Source organism: Planococcus citreus (assembly GCF_003664125.1).
Taxonomy (GTDB): Bacteria; Bacillota; Bacilli; order Bacillales_A; family Planococcaceae; genus Planococcus; species Planococcus citreus.
Genome location: NZ_RCCP01000001.1, coordinates 1635945 through 1653421, shown reverse-complemented (window position 1 = coordinate 1653421; position 17477 = coordinate 1635945). Strand labels below are relative to the sequence as shown.

15 protein-coding genes and 1 rRNA gene are annotated in these 17477 nt (G+C 48.5%); 8 read left to right on the top strand and 8 right to left on the bottom strand.

The features are described 5' to 3' along the window. The 8 genes from DFR62_RS08160 to dnaA form a co-directional block, all read right to left on the bottom strand. Nucleotides 1–87, bottom strand: a 16S ribosomal RNA gene (locus DFR62_RS08160); the annotation flags it as partial. Nucleotides 88–382: 295 nt separating this feature from the next. Continuing rightward, entirely contained in the window at nt 383–2977 is a 2595-nt protein-coding gene (gene gyrA / locus DFR62_RS08155; RefSeq protein ID WP_121299411.1) for a DNA gyrase subunit A, read from the bottom strand. 30 nt (nt 2978–3007) lie between these two features. Then, nucleotides 3008–4936 (bottom strand): DNA topoisomerase (ATP-hydrolyzing) subunit B, encoded by a 1929-nt coding sequence (gene gyrB, locus DFR62_RS08150; RefSeq protein ID WP_058382262.1) that lies wholly within the window; start codon nt 4934–4936, stop codon nt 3008–3010. Between the two features lie 47 nt (nt 4937–4983). Beyond that, nucleotides 4984–5193 carry a hypothetical protein gene (locus DFR62_RS08145; RefSeq protein ID WP_121299409.1) on the bottom strand — a complete coding sequence of 70 codons (210 nt, stop codon included), beginning with the start codon at nt 5191–5193 and terminating at the stop codon, nt 4984–4986. 6 nt (nt 5194–5199) lie between these two features. Continuing rightward, nucleotides 5200–6312 carry a DNA replication/repair protein RecF gene (gene recF / locus DFR62_RS08140; RefSeq protein WP_121299407.1) on the bottom strand — a complete coding sequence of 371 codons (1113 nt, stop codon included), beginning with the start codon at nt 6310–6312 and terminating at the stop codon, nt 5200–5202. Beyond that, on the bottom strand, nt 6302–6541 hold the full coding sequence (gene yaaA / locus DFR62_RS08135; protein ID WP_058382265.1) for a S4 domain-containing protein YaaA: 240 nt from the start codon (nt 6539–6541) through the stop codon (nt 6302–6304). Before yaaA ends, recF begins: the two co-directional genes overlap by 11 nt. Nucleotides 6542–6648: 107 nt before the next feature. Next, complete coding sequence (dnaN, locus tag DFR62_RS08130; RefSeq protein WP_058382266.1) at nt 6649–7785, bottom strand: DNA polymerase III subunit beta; 1137 nt, start codon at nt 7783–7785, stop codon at nt 6649–6651. Between the two features lie 170 nt (nt 7786–7955). Further along, nucleotides 7956–9299, bottom strand: a complete 1344-nt coding sequence (gene dnaA / locus DFR62_RS08125) for a chromosomal replication initiator protein DnaA (protein WP_058382267.1) — start codon at nt 9297–9299, stop codon at nt 7956–7958. 490 nt (nt 9300–9789) lie between these two features. Between dnaA and rpmH the strand changes: the two genes are divergently transcribed. The 8 genes from rpmH to noc all read left to right on the top strand — a co-directional run bounded on the left by rpmH (nt 9790) and on the right by noc (nt 17418). Next, entirely contained in the window at nt 9790–9927 is a 138-nt protein-coding gene (gene rpmH / locus DFR62_RS08120; protein WP_033544046.1) for a 50S ribosomal protein L34, read from the top strand. A gap of 89 nt (nt 9928–10016) precedes the next feature. Next, nucleotides 10017–10358 carry a ribonuclease P protein component gene (rnpA, locus tag DFR62_RS08115; protein WP_058382268.1) on the top strand — a complete coding sequence of 114 codons (342 nt, stop codon included), beginning with the start codon at nt 10017–10019 and terminating at the stop codon, nt 10356–10358. Nucleotides 10359–10419: 61 nt separating this feature from the next. Beyond that, nucleotides 10420–11199 carry a membrane protein insertase YidC gene (gene yidC / locus DFR62_RS08110; protein WP_058382269.1) on the top strand — a complete coding sequence of 260 codons (780 nt, stop codon included), beginning with the start codon at nt 10420–10422 and terminating at the stop codon, nt 11197–11199. Then, nucleotides 11196–11996, top strand: coding sequence for an RNA-binding cell elongation regulator Jag/EloR (jag, locus tag DFR62_RS08105; RefSeq protein ID WP_121299405.1), 801 nt, complete (start codon nt 11196–11198; stop codon nt 11994–11996). Before yidC ends, jag begins: the two co-directional genes overlap by 4 nt. Before the next feature lie 317 nt (nt 11997–12313). Then, nucleotides 12314–13699, top strand: coding sequence for a tRNA uridine-5-carboxymethylaminomethyl(34) synthesis GTPase MnmE (gene mnmE, locus DFR62_RS08100; protein ID WP_121299602.1), 1386 nt, complete (start codon nt 12314–12316; stop codon nt 13697–13699). Between the two features lie 23 nt (nt 13700–13722). Further along, a complete protein-coding gene (gene mnmG, locus DFR62_RS08095) occupies nt 13723–15606 on the top strand; it encodes a tRNA uridine-5-carboxymethylaminomethyl(34) synthesis enzyme MnmG (RefSeq protein ID WP_121299403.1) in 1884 nt (627 codons plus the stop codon). Nucleotides 15607–15755: 149 nt separating this feature from the next. Continuing rightward, nucleotides 15756–16469: a 16S rRNA (guanine(527)-N(7))-methyltransferase RsmG gene (gene rsmG / locus DFR62_RS08090; RefSeq protein ID WP_121299401.1), complete on the top strand. Its 714-nt coding sequence runs from the start codon at nt 15756–15758 to the stop codon at nt 16467–16469. A gap of 85 nt (nt 16470–16554) precedes the next feature. Next, complete coding sequence (gene noc, locus DFR62_RS08085; protein ID WP_121299399.1) at nt 16555–17418, top strand: nucleoid occlusion protein; 864 nt, start codon at nt 16555–16557, stop codon at nt 17416–17418. Nucleotides 17419–17477 lie beyond the last annotated feature (59 nt).

The window sequence follows — 17477 nt, the reverse complement described above, 5'->3', positions numbered from 1 at the left end:
GAGCAAGCTCCACTATCTCCGCTCGACTTGCATGTATTAGGCACGCCGCCAGCGTTCGTCCTGAGCCAGGATCAAACTCTCCATTATAGAGTAGTTGATTGCTCAATACTGCTGGCGCATCGCCGTCTCGAAAGACGCGCGATTCGCTTGATCTGCCGAAGCTGATCAGTACGTTTGCCGCGATCACTCGCGGCTGTATTGTTGACGTTTTGCTGTTCAGTTTTCAAGGTTCATGTTGTGCGCCTTGTTTTGGCGACTTGATAAATATACCACGCCTTATTATTCACGTCAACAGTTTTAAGAAAAAACTTTTCCTTTCTGAAATTTTCTTTCTCAATAGAAAGAAAAGAGCTTGCCGAACCATCGGCAAGCTCTTACAAAATTACTCTTCTTTCGGATCTTCTTCTATACTATCCGCCGTTTCATCTTCAACAACCTCATCCTCTGTGTAGACATCTGCTTCTACACTTTCTTCGATGAGTGCATCTACGTTATCTTCTGAAACTGGTTCTGTCTCTTCATCAACTTCTGCTGCTTCTGCATCATCCAAATCTTTTTTCACTTTGGTGACGGTAGCCACAACCTCTTCGTCGCCAAGACGGATCAATCGGACACCTTGCGTATTTCTTCCAGTCGTTGAAATATCTTCTACATCCATGCGGATCAGCACGCCGTGTTGTGTAATCAGCATGATGTCTTCTGATCCATTCACGGCGCGAACAGCTACTAGCGGCCCGTTCTTTTCTGTAATGTGGCAGGTCTTGATTCCCATACCGCCTCTAGATTGGACGCGGTATTCGGATTCTTTTGTTCGCTTGCCATAACCATTTTCCGTGATGACCAGGATCTTATCATCCGTCTCTAGTGTCTCCATTCCGACGACTTGATCGCCTTCACGCAGGCGAATGCCCCGGACACCGCTTGCTGCGCGTCCCATACTGCGGATATCCGTCTCCGGGAATCGGATCAATGCACCATCACGGGTTCCGATAACAATTTCTTTGTTGCCGTCAGTCATCTTGACTGAGATCAATTCATCGTCTTCACGCAAATTAATGGCAATTAACCCATTTTGTCGGATATTGGCATAGTTGCTCACCGGCGTCCGCTTGCTCAGGCCACCGCGTGTAGTGAAGAAGAAGAAATCGTCTTCTTTGAATTCTTCAACACGGATCACTGCTGTCACTTTTTCGTTCTTGCCGATCTCTAGCAAGTTGACGAGCGGCAAGCCTTTCGCAGTCCGGCCGTACTCAGGAACCTGATAGCCTTTCTTGCGATAGACTTTCCCTTCACTTGTGAAGAATAGGATCGTATCGTGTGTTGATGTATATAGAAGATGTTCAACGAAATCATCATCGTTGGTTCCCATTCCTTGTACACCACGTCCGCCACGTTTCTGGCTGCGATACGTATTGGCAGGCAAACGTTTGATGTAGCCGTTGTGCGTGAGCGTCAATACGGAAGCTTCACGTGGGATAAGGTCTTCATCTTCGATCATCTCAGAACCGCCAACAGTGATTTCCGTTCTGCGGGGATCATTGAAGCGCTCTTTGATTTCAAGGATTTCTTCACGGATGATCTCGAGGATCTTCGATTCGTCCGCAAGAATTGCACGCAACTCGTTGATGAGTGCGATGAGCCCTTGGTATTCCTCTTCAATCTTATCCCGTTCGAGACCGGTCAAACGTTGAAGGCGCATGTCCAAGATGGCTTGGGATTGACGCTCGGACAAATTGAAATCATTCATCAAACCGTTGCGTGCTTCTTCAGTCGTTTGCGACCCACGGATCAAAGCAATGATGGCATCGATATGATCTAGTGCGATGCGCAAGCCTTCAAGAATATGCGCGCGGTCTTCAGCTTTTTGCAGGTCAAATTCTGTGCGGCGGCGGATAATGACTTTCTGATGCTCCAGGTAATGATAAAGAACATCTTTCAAGCCAAGAACTTTCGGTTGGCCGTCGACGAGCGCGAGCATATTGATGCCGAAGCTTGTCTGCATCGCTGTCTGTTTGTACAAATTGTTCAATAGGACATTAGCACTCGCGTCTCTGCGCACTTCGATGACGACGCGCATTCCGTTACGGTCGGATTCGTCGCGCAAGTCGGTAATACCGTCGATTTTTTTGTCGCGCACCAATTCTGCGATTTTCTCGATCAGACGCGCTTTATTGACTTGATAAGGAAGTTCGTGGATGAGGATTACTTCCTTGCCGTTCGGCTTCGTTTCGATTTCAACGACCGCACGGATCAACACCGAACCTTTTCCGGTTTCGTAAGCACGGCGGATGCCGCTCCGTCCGAGGATGATGCCTCCGGTCGGGAAATCGGGCCCTGGAAGGAACTCAAGCAATTCTTCTGTCGTAATAGCCGGATTTTCAGCCAAAGCCAGAACCGCATCGATCGTCTCGCCCAGATTATGAGGTGGGATATTGGTAGCCATCCCGACCGCGATTCCGGAAGTCCCGTTGACAAGCAAGTTCGGGAATCTACTTGGGAGGACAATCGGTTCTTTTTCCTGACCGTCATAGTTTTCCTTGTAATCAACCGTGTTTTTATTTAAATCACGCAAAAGTTCCATGGAAATTTTTGACATTTTGGATTCTGTGTAGCGCATTGCTGCTGCTGCGTCGCCATCGACAGAACCGAAGTTCCCGTGGCCGTCGACGAGCATATAGCGATAGCTGAAATCCTGAGCCATCCGTACCATCGTTTCATAAACTGCGCTATCACCGTGCGGGTGATATTTACCGATTACGTCACCGACAATACGTGCTGACTTTTTGTAGCCTTTATCCGCTGTGATTCCGAGGTCATGCATGGCATATAAAATACGCCGATGCACCGGCTTCAAGCCGTCCCGGACATCCGGCAACGCACGTGAAACGATGACACTCATTGCATAGTCAAGGAATGATGTGCGCATCTCCGTGCTGATATTTATTTCTTCTACTCCGCTGCCTGGCCGTTCCGCCATATCCGCAGCCTCCTCTCAACTCTTGTTGCGTTATACATCCAAGTTCTTCACATAACTGGCGTTTTCTTCAATGAAATTGCGGCGCGGTTCGACGTCGTCTCCCATCAACATATGGAAGGTCTCATCCGCTGTCATCGCGTCTTCAAGCGTGACTTGCAGCAAGGTACGGAAATCAGGATCCATCGTCGTATCCCATAATTGAGTGGCATTCATCTCGCCGAGCCCTTTATAGCGCTGAACGTGCGGCTTAGGCGATCCCGGAAGTTTTGCCAATGCTTCTTTCAGCTGCGCATCCGAATAAACATAATCGACATGCTTGCCTTGTTTAATCTGGAATAGAGGCGGCTGTGCGATATAAATATAGCCCGCTTCGATCAATGGACGCATGTAGCGGAATAGGAAAGTCAGCAATAAGGTCCGAATATGGGCGCCATCGACATCGGCATCGGTCATGATGACGACTTTATGGTAACGCGCTTTATCGAGGTTGAACTCTTCGCCGATGCCGGTTCCGAGTGCGGTAATGATATTGCGGATCTCTGCGTTGACAAGAATCTTATCTAGGCGCGCTTTTTCTACGTTGAGGATTTTTCCGCGCAAGGGCAGAATCGCTTGGAAGTGGCGATCTCGGCCGGATTTTGCGGATCCGCCCGCTGAATCGCCCTCTACGATATAAATTTCGCTGATTTTCGGGTCGCGCGAAGAACAGTCTGCGAGTTTCCCTGGCAAACTTGAGACTTCAAGGACCGATTTGCGGCGCGTGAATTCACGCGCTTTTTTGGCAGCCATCCGGGCATGGGAAGCCATGATGCCCTTTTCGATGATTTTCTTGGCGGTTGATGGATTTTCCAGCAAGAAGCGTTCAAATCCGTTAGAGAATAAATTATTGACGATTGTTGATACTTCAGTATTGCCGAGCTTTGTCTTGGTCTGGCCTTCGAATTGAGGGTCCGGATGCTTAACGGAAATGATCGCCGTCAACCCTTCCCTTACGTCTTCACCAGTCAAGTTCGCTTCAGCGTCTTTTAACAAGCCATTCTTGCGGCCGTAATCGTTAATGACGCGCGTCAACGCCGTTTTAAAGCCGGATTCGTGCGTTCCGCCTTCATGGGTGCTGATATTGTTCGCGAATGAAAAGATATTTGCCGCAAATCCGCCGTTGTATTGCATCGCGACTTCGACATTGATGCCGTCCCGCTCCGACTCGACGAAAATCGCTTCTTCGTGAAGCGGGTCTTTCGATTTATTCAAATGCTCGACGTAGGATTTGATCCCACCTTCATAGTGGTATTTCTTTTCCTGCTCCAAGCCTTCCCGTTCATCAGCGACCACGATTTTCAAGCCGCGGTTCAAATAGGCGAGCTCGCGGAGGCGGTGATCCAGGATATCGAATTCATAAACCGTTGTTTCTTTAAAGATCTCCCCGTCCGCTTTAAAACGGATCGTTGTGCCCGTCTTGTCGGCTTCGCCGATGACGCCAAGTTCTTTTTTGACTGCGCCGCGCTCAAATTGAATGAAGTGGCGCTTGCCGTCCCGGTGCACATAAACTTCCGTTGTCTCGGACAAAGCATTGACGACTGATGCGCCAACGCCGTGGAGGCCGCCGGATACTTTATAACCGCCGCCGCCGAATTTACCGCCGGCATGAAGAACCGTCATGATGACTTCAACAGCCGGACGGCCCATTTTTTCTTGCATATCGACTGGAATACCGCGGCCGTTATCTTCCACGCGGATCCAATTGTCTTTTTCGATTGTGACGCGGATTTCATCGCAATAGCCGGCAAGGGCTTCGTCGATGCTGTTATCCACAATTTCCCACACTAAGTGGTGCAGTCCTCTCGATCCCGTAGAACCGATATACATGCCCGGCCGTTTCCGTACCGCTTCTAAGCCTTCCAATACTTGAATCTGATTGGCGCCATAAGATTGCTCAAGATTCGTATCTTCCATAGCCATTCCGTTCACCTGCTCTTTCTTGACAACTCATTATTTCCATTGACCGGTTATAACCTGTTTTGCTGAATTTTATTCAAAAGTGCCTGGGGCCGATAAGGGGACCCGTAGACGAAATCATCAGTGACGACGTAGGATTTCACTGCTTCAGGCGGAACTAAAAGCCGCGTAAAAGCAGAGTGGACATACTGTTCATGATGGACCACCGCAAGGATTTCCGTGACGGCAATCAATTGGGATGCTCCGATCTGGACATACATATATGTTCACTCCTTGACCGTTCCTTTCGATACTTCGAAAAGACGGGCGCTTTGAATGGTCTCGTGCTGGATGCCTTCGACACTAGTGGTCGTGACAAAGGTCTGCACGGAGCCGCGGATAGTGTTGAGCAGATGCGATTGTCGGTAATCGTCCAGTTCAGAAAGCACGTCATCGAGCAAGAGAACCGGCGCTTCGCCGACTTCCTGCTTGATCAGCTCGATTTCCGCCAACTTCAAAGACAGGGCGGTCGTGCGCTGCTGTCCCTGTGAACCGTAAGTCTGGACGTCATAGCCGTTGACGATGAACTGCAGATCGTCTCGGTGCGGGCCGACTAGCGTTACGCCACGGTCGAGTTCCCGCTTTTTCACTTCCTGCAGCTTTTGCTCTAAAAAGGACGCCATTTCAGCAGGCGTCCATTCGGGCTTCAACCCACTAATCGGCTGGTAGCGGATTTCCAGTTTTTCAAGCCCACGGGAAATACCGTGGTGAATCGGCTCTGCCCATTTTTGCAGCAATTCCATGAACTGGAATCTTTTTTGTATAATTTTTACAGCAGCTTCAATGAATTGTTCGGTGTACACCTCGAACATGACGTCATTGATCGCTTGTTTGCCGTAATGCTGCTTCAATATATGGTTGCGCTGTTTCAACAGCTTCTGGTAATTGACGAGATCGTGGAGATAGACCGGTGAAATCTGGCCAATTTCCATATCGATGAAGCGGCGTCTGACTTGCGGGCTGCCTTTGACTAAATGCAAGTCTTCAGGAGCGAACATGACGACGTTCAATTGGCCGATATAATCGCTCAGCCGCCTCTGCTCCAGGTGGTTCACTTTCGCTTTTTTGCCTTTTTTGGAAAAGCTGATTTCAAGCGGCAGTTTGCCATATTTCCGGAGCACATCAGCTTTAATTTTACCATATTCCGCGTCCCAGCGTATCAATTCTTTGTCATTGCTCGTCCGATGGGATTTCGCCATCGATAAAACATAGAGCGATTCCATGATATTGGTTTTGCCTTGCGCGTTCTCGCCGATAAAGACGTTGATCTCCGGCGAGAAGTCGAGCTTGAGCGTTTCATAGTTGCGGTAATTGACTAACTCGAGGTTGTCAATCCGCATCGAAGCTCATGCCTTCGGCGACAACGATGCGGAATTCCCCCGTTCCCGGTATGTTCACAGTATCTTCCGGACGCAATTTGCGCCCTCTGCGGTCTTCCGCTTCTCCGTTCACAAATACTTCATGTTCGCTTAAAAACCATTTAGCCATTCCGCCTGAACTGATTGTGTCTGTCATTTTAAGCAGCTGTCCCAATGTAATAAATTCTGTCTCAATACCGATTTCCTTCAAAATGCACTCATCCTTCGATTCGTAGTCTATCCCTTTATTTTACCCTATTTGCCCCCATAAGTAAAAAGGATAGCCTTTATGGGCTATCCTGAGGGTTTTGATGCTAATTAATATGTCCGGACAGGAAGAATCAACTGAAGAATTGAGTCATCCAAGGCCGATTTCAAAATGAATGGGCGCATCGCTCCAGTGAATTGGATGACGACGTCTTGTCCATCAATCGCTTTCAAGGCATCCATCATGAACTTCGCACTGAAGGAAATCTTCAGCTCTTCGCCGTCGACGCTTTGTGCCTGCAATTGCTCTTCGACTTTCCCGACTTCTGGGGAATTCGAGGAGACTTCCACTTCGCTGCCTTCGTTTGTGGAGAAGCGCACGACGTTATTGCGTTCTTCACGCGCAAGTAGTGATGCACGGTCGATTGCCTGAAGCAATGAACGGCCGTTTACCGTTACCGTCGTTTTGTATTCAGACGGGATGAGGCGTGATGTATCCGGGTAGTTCCCTTCCAATAGACGGGAGAAGAACAAGATGTGTTTCGATTTGAACAACACTTGCTGGTTGGTCATGACGATTTCAACCGGATCGGACGTGTCATCGAGGATTTTGTTCAACTCATTCAAGCTTTTCCCTGGAATGACGACGCTGTACTCCCCTTCCGGCAAAGTTTCGAGTTTCGTTTTGCGGCGTGCCAAACGGTGACTGTCTGTTGCAACACAAACCAGCTCCCCGTCTTTTACCTCCCAATGAACGCCAGTAAGTACCGGGCGTGTTTCAGAACTGGACACGGCAAATACCGTTTCTCTATTGATGGTTTTCAACAGATCCGCTGGAATCGTGAAAATGCGGTCATCTTGGATATCCGGCAATTGTGGATAATCCATTGCGTCAAGCCCGATCAAGTGGAATTCGGATTTTCCTGAACGGATATGGGTCTGGAAATTGCCGTTGATTTCGATTTCGACTTCATTAGTCGGCAATTTGCGGACGATTTCCCCGAATACTTTTGCTTGAAGAACGATGCTTCCGCCTTCAGTGACATCGATCAATTGTTTTCCATCCTCTTCTGCTGGGATGAAAGTTTGGATCGTGATATCTGAGTCACTTCCTGTTAAGCGCATGCCTTCTGTAGAAACATCCATCTTGATCCCAGTCAAAATCGGAATCGTTGTTTTTGAACTGACTGCTTTCATTACATCGTTTAAACCTTCAACTAATCGCTCACGTTTTATCTCGAATTTCATTCTCGAACCTCGCTTATATATATATTTTAGTTATTAGTACTTAAAGACAGTAATAGTAGTAGGGGCTGTGAATATGTGGATAAGCCCGATATGAGCAATAAAAGCAGCTTATCCACATGTAGACAAACTGTGCATAAACTGCTTAAGAAAATCGGGGGTTATCCACAGTCTTATTTCCCGAGTGCAGATCGAATTTCTTTAATATCCTGCTGAAGCTGCTGGTTCTCTTTCAGCATCGTGTTGATTTTTTCGTGCGCATGGATGACCGTCGTGTGATCGCGGCCGCCGAATTCCTCGCCGATTTTCGGCAACGAAAAATCCGTCATTTCACGTGACAAATACATCGCGATTTGACGTGGATACGCAATATCCTTCGTGCGGCGCTTCGTTTTGAAATCATCCAATTTGACGTTGAACTGTTCGCCGACTGCGTTTTGGATGTCCAAAATGGTGATCACTTTCGGTTTGGAGTTCGGCATGATGTCTTTTAAGGCTTCTGCCGCAAGCTCTGCGCTCATGTCCCGGTTGATCAGGGAGGAATAAGCGACGACGCGGATCAAGGCGCCTTCGAGCTCGCGGATGTTGGAATCGATTGAATTGGCGATATAGGTCATGACATCGTTCGGGATGTCCAGGCCGTCCGCTTTGGCTTTTTTGCGCAAAATGGCAATCCGCGTTTCCAAGTCCGGCGGCGTGATATCGGTGATCAATCCCCATTCAAAGCGCGATCTTAAGCGGTCTTCGAGTGTCGGGATCTCTTTTGGCGGCCGGTCGCTCGAGATGATGATCTGCTTGGATTCTTCGTGCAGCGTATTGAATGTATGGAAGAATTCTTCCTGTGTCTGCTCTTTTCCGGCTAAAAATTGAATATCGTCAATGAGCAAAATATCGACATTGCGGTATTTATTGCGGAAATCGACGGTCTGGTTGTCACGGATCGAGTTGATGAACTCGTTGGTGAATTTTTCCGACGACAAATAAACCACTTTGGCGTCTGGGTTGTGTTCAATAACATAATGTCCGATTGCGTGCATAAGGTGGGTCTTGCCAAGTCCTACGCCTCCATAGATGAAAAGCGGGTTATAAGCTTTTGCCGGTGCTTCGGCGACAGCCAGCGATGCAGCGTGCGCAAAGCGGTTGCCGGAACCGATGACGAATGTGTCAAAGGTATATTTCGGGTTCAGCATGCCCGGCAAAAACTCTTGCTGCTCCGCCTGCCCCGGTTTGACACGGGGAGCGGGAAGCTGGAAATCATCCATATCCTGATCTTTTGGCACCACAAATTTAATAAGCGCTTCGTCCCCTGTCAGATCTGTCAAAATGCCGGTGATCAAGTGCACATAATGGTTTTCAAGCCAGTCGCGCGCAAATGAATTTGGGGCTGAAATGGTTACAGTATCTTCTTTATAGGACAAGAGCTTGGTAGATTTGAGCCAAGTTTCAAAACTGGGCTTGGAGATTCTTTTCTCGACTTGGGCTAAGACACTCGACCAAATTTCGTCTAAGTGTTCCAATAGCGTATCTCCTTTATATGTAAAGATTTTTTACAGTATACCATACACAAAACCACAGCCTGTGGATAAGATCTATAAACAGGCTTGGGGAAAACTATCCACACCTTACCCACAACATGTGGATAACTATTTCGGGATAGAAATTGTTAACAAGTGAAAACAAAACAATGTTATCAAAAAACGATAGACATTACAAGCATTTCTTTCACTTATCCACATGGCGGCGTTTGTGCACATTTTTGATATCCACAGGCAGTTCCTATGTGAAAAACCTGTCGATAAGGCATGTGGATAAATCAAATTCGCAAAAAATGAGGTCACAGGAAATTAACCGTAGATCCTCCTCGATTGTGTATAACTTTTCTTTTTGGATTGCCTGGCGGATCTCTTGCATTTAAAAGAAATGATTGACACGGACAAGCTAGCGCCCTTATAATAGTCGAGACTGTCTTTAGAAAATAGTTAACTTTTATATAGGAGGTGTAAGGTCATGACATTGCGCACATACCAACCAAATAAACGCAAACACAGCAAAGTGCACGGCTTCAGAGCACGCATGAGCACAAAGAACGGACGTCGCGTTATCGCTGCCCGTCGCCGTAAAGGAAGAAAAGTACTATCAGCTTAAAGTCCACTGACCGCATCAGTGGTCTTTTTTTTCTTTTTCGCCGAATTTGAGCGAAAATGCGTCAAAATAAGCAAGTAGCAGGTGAAAGAATGAATAAGCAGCAGCGGATCAAGAAGAATACGGAGTTTCAGCGCGTTTTCAAAAAAGGAAAATCATTTGCGAATCGGCAATTCATCGTCTATTTGCTGAAAGGCGAGCAGGACGAATTTCGCCTGGGCCTGTCTGTCAGCAAGAAAGTCGGCAATGCGGTCGCTAGAAACCGCGTCAAGCGCTATATCCGCCAAGCCTTCTTGGAATTGAAGGATGATCTCCTGCCAAACGCGGATTACATTATCATCGCCCGACCACAGGCGGCCAATTTAGATTTTCACGAAAGCAAGAAAAGCCTGGAGCATGTGCTGAAGATTGCACGCGCTTTGCCGAAGAAGTAGATGCCGGGTCGATCCGGATGTTACTATAGGAAGTAATTGAATAGAGTTTGGAGGAAGCAAAGTGAAGAAGAGAACAGGATTGCTCTTCGCCTTGGTGGCTGTTGCCCTCTTATTGTCGGGCTGTATGGAGTTTGACCAGCCGATCAGCGACCAAAGCGAAGGGTTTTGGAACGAGTTTGTCGTTTGGCCGTTAGTATCGATCATCGTATTCTTTAAGGATTTCTTAGGTACTTATGGATTCGGGATTATCGCAGTAACGATTCTCATCCGTTTGGCTTTATTGCCATTGATGATCAAGCAGACGAAAAGTTCGAAACGCATGCAGGAAATCCAGCCTGAGCTGGCTAAGTTAAAAGAGAAGTATAAATCGAAAGACGCCGTCACCCAGCAGAAATACCAGCAGGAAATGATGGCAATGTTCCAGGAAAAAGGCGTCAACCCGATGGCCGGCTGTTTGCCGATCGTCATCCAGATGCCGATTCTGATCGGTTTCTATCACGCGATCAGCCGCATGAATGCAACGCCTGAAATCGATCTTGGCACATTTTTGATCTTCCCACTGGCAGAACCAAGCATTATCCTGGCCGTTACAGCCGGTGTCATGCAATTGATCGTTCTGCGCACGGGCCCTGCGATGGACAACCCGCAAATGAAGGCGATGATGTATTTCATGCCGGTCATGATTGCCGGGTTCGGGATCATCTTGCCATCCGCATTGACGCTTTACTGGGTAATCGGGAACATCATCTCGCTGATCCAAAACATGTTCATTTACCGTCCATGGGAAAAGAAAGAAGTGCAACAGCCTGTTAAAACGAAAACAGGAGGGGCTAAAAAGTGAAGCATCTTACACAAACGGGGAAAACGGTTGAACAAGCGATTGAAAATGCGTTGGAAAAACTGAAGAAATCACGGGATGAAGTGACGGTCCGCGTTATCGAAGAAGGAAAAAAGGGGTTTTTCGGATTCGGTGCTAAAGATGCGGAAGTTGAAGTCACAGTGATGGAATCGGGGCAGCCAGAAACTAAAAAGGCGCCGCAACAGACGGAAAAAACGCCGGAAGCGGATAACGCCAAACCTTCTGAACAAGAGATTGCGGCAGAGATGCCGTCAGCTCCAGTAGAAGAGGGAGAAGAACCGGATTTCGGTGGATCTGCTGCAGAACCTGCAATGAAACCATCGAATGACAAAGCGATCGAAGAAACGAAAACCTATCTAAGAGATGTTGCAAAAGGCATGAAGATCGACGATTTGATCGTTGCGCATGAAAAACAAGGCAAAACGGTGCGTTTTAAATTGGAAAGCGAAAAAGTGGCGATGCTCATCGGCAAAAGAGGGCAGACCTTGAATTCGCTTCAACAATTGGCGCAATTGGTGGCGAATCGCCACGCTGAACAATTCATGATTGTCGAGTTGGATGCCGAGAATTACCGGGAACGCCGCCAGGAAACATTGGAACAATTGGCGGACCGGATGGCGGACAAAGCGATCCGCACTGGAAACCGTGTCCAATTCGAACCGATGCCGTCCTATGAGCGGAAAGTGATCCATCAGGCGCTGTCGCGTCGGCTGGATATTGACACGTATTCGGAAGGCAAAGACCCGAACCGCTATTTGGTCATCGAACCGCATAAATAATGGAAGAAAATGCCCGCTGGCGTCGTGTGAATGACGCCAGCGGGCATTTTTTATGGAAAGAACAGAGAAGCAGCAATTCCACGATTGTATATTTATGCATATCATATTTGCGAGTGAACCTGAAAAAAATACCAAAATCGAGCGCTGTATCTTTTGATTTCATGCATTTTGTGTTATTGTTGTACGTTGTACAGCCACGCGTATTTTGACAGTTGTCCACATGTGGACAACTGTTTTAACCCATAAAAGCATGCTGTGGGCAAACTTAATTTGTTTGCCTTTAGTATTTTATTGCAAGAGGAGGAAACAGCATCATGATGGAATTCGATACGATCGCCGCGATTTCCACGCCAAGCGGTGAAGGGGCTATCGCCATCGTCCGTTTGAGCGGGCCGGAAGCGGTAGCCATCGCAGACCGTTTGTTCCGTGCGCCGTCTGCTAAAGCGCTCGCTGAACAGGCGAGCCATACCATCCATTACGGCCATATCGAAGACCCCGCGACGAAAGAAACGGCGGAGGAAGTAATGGTCGCATTGATGAGAGCACCAAAAACATTTACCCGTGAAGATGTCGTGGAAATTAATTGCCACGGCGGCATCGTATCGGTCAATCGTGTACTGTCACTCGCCTTAAGAGCGGGTGCACGGCTTGCAGAGCCAGGTGAATTCACCAAGCGCGCATTCCTTAACGGACGCATCGACTTGTCTCAGGCAGAGGCCGTGATGGACTTGATCCGCGCGAAAACGGACCGTGCCATGGACGTCGCCCTGACGCAGATGGAAGGGCGCTTGTCGCGTCTCATCAGTTCGCTGCGCCAGGCACTATTGGAATCGATCGCACAGATGGAAGTGAACATCGATTATCCCGAATATGACGATGTGGAAGAAATGACGCGTCCGATGATGCTTGAAAAAGCGCAATGGGTGCAATCGGAAATCGCTAAATTGCTCCAAACTTCCCAGCAAGGCAAGATTTTACGGGAAGGCTTATCGACCGTCATCATCGGCCGCCCGAATGTCGGGAAATCGTCGCTATTGAACAGCTTAGTCCAGGAAAATAAAGCCATTGTCACGGAAATCGCCGGAACGACGCGCGACATCATTGAAGAATATGTCAATGTCCGCGGCGTGCCGCTGCGTCTTGTCGATACAGCAGGCATCCGGGAAACAGAGGACATTGTCGAGCGCATCGGCGTCGAACGATCGCGCAAAGTGTTAAAAGAAGCCGATTTGATCCTTTATGTATTGAATTACGCAGAGCAATTGACCGAAGAAGATCTGCTGTTATTTGAAGCGGTCCGCGATATGAATTATATTGTCGTCATCAACAAAACCGATTTGCCGCAACAGATTGACTTGGATCAAGTGAAGGAACTGACTAGCGACAAACGCCTCGTGACGACTTCTTTAATTGAAGAAGAAGGCATCGACCAGCTCGAGGAAGCAATCGCCGAATTGTTCTTTGAAGGGGAAATCGAGGCAGGGGACATGACCTATGTCTCCAACGTGCGCCACATTTCACTCTTGCACCAAGCGCATCAAACGATTTCAGATGCGATTTCGGCCGCCGAAATGGACGTGCCGGTCGATATGATCCAAATCGATGTGACCCGTACATGGGAAATCCTCGGGGAGATCATCGGCGATACGGCAGATGACGGCTTATTGAACCAATTATTCTCGCAATTTTGCCTAGGAAAATAAATTTTTGAAGGGACTGAACGAACATGCCACAATACGAAGCAGGCACGTTCGATGTCATCGTTGTAGGCGCAGGCCATGCCGGAGCGGAAGCGGCACTCGCTTCTGCACGCATGGGCGCTAAAACGCTTGTGTTGACGATGAATCTCGATATGATCGCCTTTATGCCATGCAACCCGTCGATCGGGGGGCCGGCAAAAGGCATCGTGGTACGTGAAATAGATGCAATGGGCGGGGCTATGGGCCGCGTCATCGATAAAACGCATATTCAAATGAGAATGCTCAATACCGCCAAAGGGCCGGCTGTCCGCGCATTGCGTGCACAAGCCGATAAAGTGCTTTACCAACAGGAAATGAAGCGCTTGATGGAGGAACAGGAAAACCTGACACTCCACCAAGGCATCGCGGAAGAATTGATTGTTGAAGATGGGGAAGTCAAAGGCCTCATTACACAAGTAGGCGGCATTTACCGCGCGGAAACGGTGGTCATCACGACTGGTACCTTCCTGCGCGGCGAAATCATCATCGGCGATTTGCGTTACTCAAGCGGCCCGAACCACCAGCAGCCGTCCATTAAATTGGCGGAAAATCTAGAGCAGCTCGGCTTTGAGACGGTGCGTTTCAAAACGGGCACACCGCCGCGCATCAATAGCAACAGCATCGACTACTCGAAAACGGAAATCCAGCCGGGAGACGATGTGCCGCGTGCGTTCAGCTTTGAAACAACGGAGTTCATCATGGACCAAATGCCGTGCTGGCTGACGTATACGACGAGCGAAACGCATCAGATCATCGATGAGAATTTGCATTTGTCGCCGATGTATTCGGGCATGGCAAAAGGCACAGGGCCGCGTTATTGCCCATCGATCGAAGACAAAATCGTCCGTTTCAGTGACAAGCCGCGCCACCAGATCTTCCTCGAGCCGGAAGGGCGCTCAACGCGAGAGGTTTACGTACAAGGCCTTTCTACGAGTTTGCCGGAACACGTTCAGCGCAAATTGCTTGAATCGATTCCAGGGCTTGAGAAGGCTGATATGATGCGTTCAGGCTATGCCATCGAATACGATGCCATCGTGCCGACGCAATTATGGCCGACGCTTGAATCCAAACAAATTACCAACCTTTATACAGCAGGACAGATCAACGGCACGTCCGGCTACGAAGAAGCAGCGGGGCAGGGGCTGATGGCTGGCATTAACGCCGCGGCGAAAGTGCTTGGCAAAGAAGAAGTCATCCTTAGCCGTTCTGATGCCTATATCGGTGTCTTGATCGACGATTTGGTCACTAAAGGCACAAGCGAGCCTTACCGCTTGTTGACATCTCGTGCGGAATATCGTTTATTGCTGCGCCACGATAACGCAGACTTGCGTTTGACGGAACTCGGCTATCAGCTCGGCATGATTACAGAAGAGCGTTATGCACGTTTTCTTGAGAAAAAAGACCATATCGAAGAAGAGATCAAGCGCCTGCGCGGCATCATCATCAAGCCGAATGAACAAACGCAAGAAGCCATCCGCAATGCAGGAGGCAGCGAGCTGAAAGACGGCATTCGCGCAGCCGATCTGTTGAAGCGCCCGGAGATGAATTACGACATGATCGCGTCCTTGACTGAATCCGACATCGCGCTCAGCGACGAAGTGAAAGAGCAAGTCGAGATTCATGTGAAATACGAAGGCTATATCGAAAAATCTCTTCTTCAAGTCGACAAGCTGAAGAAGATGGAAAATAAAAAGATTCCGGAAAATATCGATTATGATGCCATTTCAGGGCTTGCGACGGAAGCGCGCGGCAAACTGAAAGAAGTGCAGCCGCTATCGATTGCGCAAGCGACACGCATTTCTGGCGTCAACCCTGCTGACATTTCGATTTTATTGGTGTATATTGAACAAGGAAGAATCGCAAAAGTCTAGTTGGGATTTGAGCTCACTGGGCGGCATGGCCGCCAGCACATAACAGAACTCGAAATGGGCTGGTATCCGCCAGCCCATTTGCTTTTACATAAAAACGCTAATCCCGCTCCCGCAAATGTGCGGTGAGACAGGTGAGAGGGGGACATACAGTGAACGAACAGCAATTTGCGCAAGCAGTGAAACAACAAGGCATCGACCTTTCCGATCGCCAGTTGGAACAATTCCGCATCTATTACAAAGAACTCGTCGAATGGAACGAGAAAATGAATTTGACGGCCATCACGGAGCAGGAAGATGTCTATTTAAAACATTTCTATGATTCCATCAGTGCCGCCTTTTACATGGATTTCACCAAGCCGCTGTCATTATGCGACGTCGGGGCAGGGGCTGGCTTCCCGAGCATCCCGCTAAAAATCTGCTTCCCGCATATCGAAGTGACGATCGTCGATTCATTGAACAAACGGATCCAATTCTTGAATCATTTGAGTGAAGCCCTCGGGTTGGACAAAGTTTCTTTCGTCCACTCGCGCGCAGAAGATTTTGGCCAGTCACAGCACCGCGAAAGCTACGATATCGTAACCGCCCGCGCTGTAGCAAGACTCTCTGTGCTAGCTGAACTTTGTGTGCCGCTCGTCAAGCAGGGAGGGGCGTTTGCCGCAATGAAAGCTGCATCCGCGCCCGATGAACTGAAAGATGCGGATAAGGCACTCAAAGTGCTTGGAGTGAAGCAAGAATCTGTGCATTCATTCCTTTTGCCGGTAGAGAAAAGCGAACGCCATATCCAAGTGTTCCGGAAATTCAAAGCAACACCGAAGAAATATCCGAGAAAAGCGGGCATGCCGAATAAATCGCCAATCAGCTAATGTTTCACGTGGAACATAAGGAACTACAGACGCGTCTTTGGAATGAAACAACAAGAGCAAGTTTTTAATAAGGTGGTGGCTGAGCATGAAAAGTCCTTTTGCCCGTCTTTTCGGAGGCGGAGATAAAGAAAATGATGCAACAACAGCAGAAGCTTCAAGCCATGCTTCTGAAGAAGTGGTGAAAATACCGCTGGCTAAGATCCATGCCAACCAATTCCAGCCGCGAACCGTTTTTGACGAGGAGAAAATCGAAGAGTTGGCCCGGACGATCCACGTCCACGGCGTCATCCAGCCGATCGTCGTCAGAGATTCGCAGCAGGATGGTTTTTATGAAATCATTGCAGGGGAACGGCGCTTCCGTGCGATGACGTCTCTCGGCTGGGAGGAAGTTCCGGCGATTGTTCGCCAATTGAGCGATAAAGAAACAGCGTCGATTGCGTTGATCGAAAACCTCCAGCGCGAGGAATTGACGGCGATTGAAGAAGCGCATGCTTATTCTAATTTGCTGCAAATCCAGGAAATCACCCAGGAAGCCTTGGCGCAGCGGCTCGGTAAAAGCCAGTCAGCTGTCGCCAATAAACTAAGGCTGTTAAAGTTGCCAGAAGCCGTCCAGCAAGCATTGCTTACACGGAGCATCACTGAACGCCATGCCCGTGCTTTATTGCCGGTAAAAGACCTTGAACTCCAGCAGCACTTACTTGAACAGCTATTGGAAGAAGGGTTCAACGTCAAAGAGTTGGAAGAACGTATCAAAAGCCTGACGGAAGAAGCGCCGAAAAAGCCTAAGAAACGCCGGAAAGCTGTCAGCCGGGATATGCGCATCGCGATGAATACCATCAAAGAGTCATTGTCGATGGTCAAAAAAAGCGGCATTAAACTGGATACAAAAGAGGAAGAACACGAGGATTATTACCAAATCACCGTGAAAATTCCGAAAAAACGCCCATAATCGCTCTTTCCGTTGAGGAAAGGGCTTTTTTTGGCAGATTTATCTCTATGAAACAGGAA